Source organism: Streptomyces sp. WELS2 (assembly GCF_013870595.1).
Lineage (GTDB): Bacteria > Actinomycetota > Actinomycetes > Streptomycetales > Streptomycetaceae > Streptomyces.
The window spans coordinates 1-4,405 of record NZ_JACBWZ010000540.1; the positions used below are offsets into that span (position 1 = coordinate 1).

5 protein-coding genes are annotated in these 4,405 nt (G+C 70.9%); 4 read left to right on the forward strand and 1 reads right to left on the reverse strand.

The genetic code is table 11. The features are described 5' to 3' along the window. Nucleotides 1-13: 13 nt before the first annotated feature. The gene (locus H5J33_RS25105; protein WP_181797149.1) at nt 14-520 is read right to left on the reverse strand and encodes a hypothetical protein; all 507 of its coding nucleotides are present in this window, start codon (nt 518-520) and stop codon (nt 14-16) included. Nucleotides 521-705: 185 nt separating this feature from the next. On the opposite strand from H5J33_RS25105, the gene gcvH reads away from it, so the two are divergent. The 4 genes from gcvH to H5J33_RS25125 all read left to right on the forward strand — a co-directional run bounded on the left by gcvH (nt 706) and on the right by H5J33_RS25125 (nt 4,313). Then, a complete protein-coding gene (gene gcvH, locus H5J33_RS25110) occupies nt 706-1,083 on the forward strand; it encodes a glycine cleavage system protein GcvH (protein WP_181797145.1) in 378 nt (125 codons plus the stop codon). Between the two features lie 14 nt (nt 1,084-1,097). Continuing rightward, nucleotides 1,098-2,363, forward strand: coding sequence for a serine hydroxymethyltransferase (gene glyA / locus H5J33_RS25115; protein ID WP_220212729.1), 1,266 nt, complete (start codon nt 1,098-1,100; stop codon nt 2,361-2,363). A gap of 104 nt (nt 2,364-2,467) precedes the next feature. Continuing rightward, entirely contained in the window at nt 2,468-3,835 is a 1,368-nt protein-coding gene (locus H5J33_RS25120) for an L-serine ammonia-lyase (protein ID WP_181797146.1), read from the forward strand. A gap of 52 nt (nt 3,836-3,887) precedes the next feature. After that, nucleotides 3,888-4,313 carry a hypothetical protein gene (locus tag H5J33_RS25125; protein ID WP_181797147.1) on the forward strand — a complete coding sequence of 142 codons (426 nt, stop codon included), beginning with the start codon at nt 3,888-3,890 and terminating at the stop codon, nt 4,311-4,313. Nucleotides 4,314-4,405 lie beyond the last annotated feature (92 nt).

Genomic DNA, 4,405 nt, shown 5'->3' on the forward strand with positions numbered 1-4,405 from the left:
CCTAGGCCCTGCCCTAGCTGGTGACGCGGCCCTTCTTGATCCACATCTGGTCCAGCAGGACGTTGCACTTGTCGCCGGGCTGGCAGGAGATCGAGATGGTGTTGCGGCCCTTGTCGAGGGTGGGCCACACATAGGAGTGCGTCCAGCCCTTGGCGAAGTCGCCGTCGGCGGCATGGCGCCAGTTGCGGAACCCGATCTTGCTGCCGAACTCCTTGCCGTTGACGGACACCGTCATCGACTGGTCCTCACCGGTCACGCTGTAGCGCGCGAAGATCGTGTACGGCCCCGCCTCGGGGATGTTGTCGACCGTCCAGGTCACCGACGCGCCCGCCGTGTTCAGGCCGCCCACGTAGGTGCCGCCGGCCGCCTGCGCGCCCTGCACGTCCGTGGCCGGGGCCGCGCCGCCGGACAGCTGGACCGAGCCGCTCGCGGCGTCGGTCTTCGGCAGCTCACCGGCCGTGGGCGAGCTGCTGCCCGACGGGCTCGGGGACTGGCTCTGGGACTGGGTCGGGGCACCCACGAGCCGTACCAGGTCGTGGCGCTGCCGTTCTACAAGCGCCAGAAGTAGCCGCCGGGCGCGCCCGAGCCGGCCCGGGGCACCGGTCCCGGGGCGGCGCGTGACCCTGCGCACATTCGCCCGCTCACCAGCGGTTTCCCTAGTCCCCCCGTCACCACCACTCCCGCGCGTACAGGAGAATTCAGGCCATGAGCAACCCCCAGCAGCTGCGCTACAGCAAGGAGCACGAGTGGCTGTCGGACGCCGAGGAAGGCGTCTCGACGGTCGGCATCACGGAGCACGCGGCCAACGCGCTCGGCGATGTCGTCTTCGTCCAGCTCCCCGAGGCCGGCTCCACGGTGACCGCGGGCGAGCCCTGCGGCGAGCTGGAGTCCACGAAGTCCGTCTCCGACCTGTACTCGCCGGTCACCGGTCAGGTCACCGAGGTCAACGAGGACGTCGTCAACGACCCGTCGCTGGTGAACTCGGCCCCCTTCGAGGGCGGCTGGCTGTTCAAGGTGCGCGTCACGGACGAGCCGGCCGACCTGCTCTCCGCCGACGAGTACACCGCCTTCACCGCCGGCTGAGGAGTCGTAACCCCATGACTGTCCTGAACACGCCCCTGCACGAGCTGGACCCGGAGATCGCCGCCGCGGTCGACGCCGAGCTGAGCCGCCAGCAGTCGACGCTGGAGATGATCGCCTCCGAGAACTTCGCGCCGCTCGCGGTCATGGAGGCGCAGGGTTCGGTCCTCACCAACAAGTACGCCGAGGGCTACCCGGGCCGCCGCTACTACGGCGGCTGCGAGCACGTCGACGTGGCCGAGCAGATCGCCATCGACCGGGTCAAGGAGCTGTTCGGCGCCGAGTACGCCAATGTGCAGCCCCACTCCGGCGCCTCCGCCAACCAGGCGGCCCTGTTCGCGCTGGCCCAGCCCGGGGACACCATCCTCGGCCTGGACCTGGCGCACGGCGGCCACCTGACCCACGGCATGCGGCTGAACTTCTCCGGCAAGCAGTTCGACGTGGTCGCCTACCACGTGGACGCCGAGACCGGCCTGGTCGACATGGCCGAGGTGGAGCGGCTCGCCAAGGAGCACCGCCCCAAGGTGATCATCGCGGGCTGGTCGGCGTACCCCCGGCAGCTGGACTTCGCGGAGTTCCGCCGGATCGCCGACGAGACCGGCGCCTACCTGTGGGTCGACATGGCGCACTTCGCCGGCCTGGTCGCCGCCGGGCTGCACCCGAACCCGGTGGAGCACGCCGACGTGGTCACCTCCACGACCCACAAGACGCTCGGCGGCCCGCGCGGCGGCATCATCCTCGCGAAGAAGGAGTTCGCGAAGAAGCTGAACTCCTCCGTCTTCCCGGGCTTCCAGGGCGGTCCGCTGGAGCACGTGATCGCGGCCAAGGCGGTGTCCTTCAAGGTCGCGGCCGGCGAGGACTTCAAGGAGCGCCAGCGCCGTACGGTGGAGGGTGCCCGCATCCTCGCCGAGCGGCTGACCGCCGCCGATGTGCGCGAGGCCGGGGTGAACGTGCTGTCCGGCGGCACGGACGTGCACCTGATCCTGGTGGACCTGCGCGAGAGCGAGCTGGACGGGCAGCAGGCCGAGGACCGGCTGCACGAGGTCGGCATCACGGTCAACCGCAACGCCGTCCCGAACGACCCGCGGCCGCCGATGGTCACCTCGGGGCTGCGCATCGGCACCCCGGCGCTGGCCACGCGCGGTTTCACGGCCGAGGACTTCGCCGAGGTCGCGGACGTGATCGCGCAGACGCTCAAGCCGTCGTACGACGCCGAGGCGCTCAAGGCGCGCGTCAAGGCGCTCGCCGACAAGCACCCGCTGTACCCGGGTCTGAGCAGGTAAGTCACGTTTCGCGGAGCACCGCGCACACTGGGAGTACCGGCGTGCGCGGTGCCCGCGCCCCCGCACCACCCCTTTCGCACCACCCCCGTATTGAGGAGTCCTCCGTGGCCATCTCGGTCTTCGACCTGTTCTCGATCGGCATCGGCCCGTCCAGCTCCCACACGGTCGGCCCGATGCGCGCGGCGCGCATGTTCGCCCGCCGGCTGCGCAACGAGGACCTGCTCGGCTCCGTCGCCTCCCTGCGCTGCGAGCTGTACGGCTCGCTCGGCGCGACCGGCCACGGCCACGGCACCCCGAAGGCGGTGCTGCTCGGTCTGGAGGGCGCCTCGCCGCGCACGGTGGACGTGGAGACGGCCGACGAGCGGGTGGAGAAGATACGGCAGGCGGGCCGTATCGCGCTGCTCGGCACGCACGAGATCCCGTTCTCCTACGACGACGACCTGGTCCTGCACCGCCGCAAGGCGCTGCCGTACCACGCGAACGGCATGACCCTGTGGGCGTACGACGCCTCGGGCGCCGAGGTGCTGACGAAGACGTACTACTCGGTCGGCGGCGGTTTCGTGGTGGACGAGGACGCGGTGGGCGCGGACCGGATCGTGCTGGACGACACGGTCCTGAAGTACCCGTTCCGCACGGGTGACGAGCTGCTGCGCCTGACGCAGGAGACGGGCCTGTCGATCTCCTCGCTGATGCTGGAGAACGAGCGAGCGTGGCGCACCGAGGAGGAGATCCGCGCCGGCCTGCTGGAGATCTGGCGGGTGATGCGCGAGTGCGTCCAGCGCGGCATGTCCCGGGAGGGCATCCTGCCCGGCGGGCTGAAGGTGCGCCGCCGCGCGGCCGTCTCGGCCCGGCAGCTGCGCGCCGAGGGCGACCCGCTGGCGCACGCCATGGAGTGGATCACGCTCTACGCCATGGCGGTGAACGAGGAGAACGCGGCCGGCGGCCGGGTGGTGACGGCCCCCACCAACGGCGCGGCCGGCATCATCCCGGCGGTGCTGCACTACTACATCAACTTCGTGCCGGGCGCGGACGAGGACGGCGTGGTGCGCTTCCTGCTCGCCGCCGGCGCGATCGGCATGCTCTTCAAGGAGAACGCCTCCATCTCCGGCGCCGAGGTCGGCTGCCAGGGCGAGGTGGGCTCGGCCTGCTCCATGGCGGCGGGCGCGCTCGCCGAGGTGCTCGGCGGCTCCCCGGAGCAGGTGGAGAACGCGGCCGAGATCGGCATGGAGCACAACCTGGGCCTGACCTGCGACCCGGTCGGCGGCCTGGTCCAGATCCCGTGCATCGAGCGCAACGGCATGGCCGCGGTGAAGGCGGTCACGGCCGCGAAGATGGCGATGCGCGGCGACGGCTCCCACAAGGTGTCCCTGGACAAGGTCATCAAGACCATGAAGGACACCGGTGCCGACATGAGCGTGAAGTACAAGGAGACGGCCCGGGGCGGGCTCGCGGTGAACATCATCGAGTGCTGAACCGGTACGATTTCCGACCACACCGTCACAAATAGCTTTATTCGCGTCACCGATGGCTACCATCGAGGGCGTGATCGACCTGTACCCCGCGCTGTGGGGACTGCTCGGCGGCAGTGTGGCCGAAGCGCTCAACCTCTCGGCGCTGATGCGTCCGACGGGTCCGCGCAGCCGCTGGCGCTGGCCCTGGCGCACCCGTGCCGACCGGCCGGTGATGCTGGTGGCCATCGGGCTGCGGCTGTTCGCCGGGTTCGGTCTCACCGCGGCGCTGGGGAACTCCGGTCAGCTGCCGAACGCGACCGCCGCGTTCGCCGTGGGGGTGACCACCCCGCTGGTCGTGGCGAAGTTCTTCCAGGCGATCCCGATCACCGGCGCGGGCGCGGGTCAGCAGCCCGAGCCCCCGCTGCCCACCGCCCGGCAGGCCGGCGCGGATGCCGAAGAGGCGCTGTCGCAGCCGAGGGGGTCCAGTGCTGCGAGCTGACAGCGCGCTCGGCCGTTTGGTGCTGGCGCTGGCCGTACGCCCTGCCGACTTTCCGCCGGTCCGGCACGCCGGCCCCGGCACACGGCTGATCG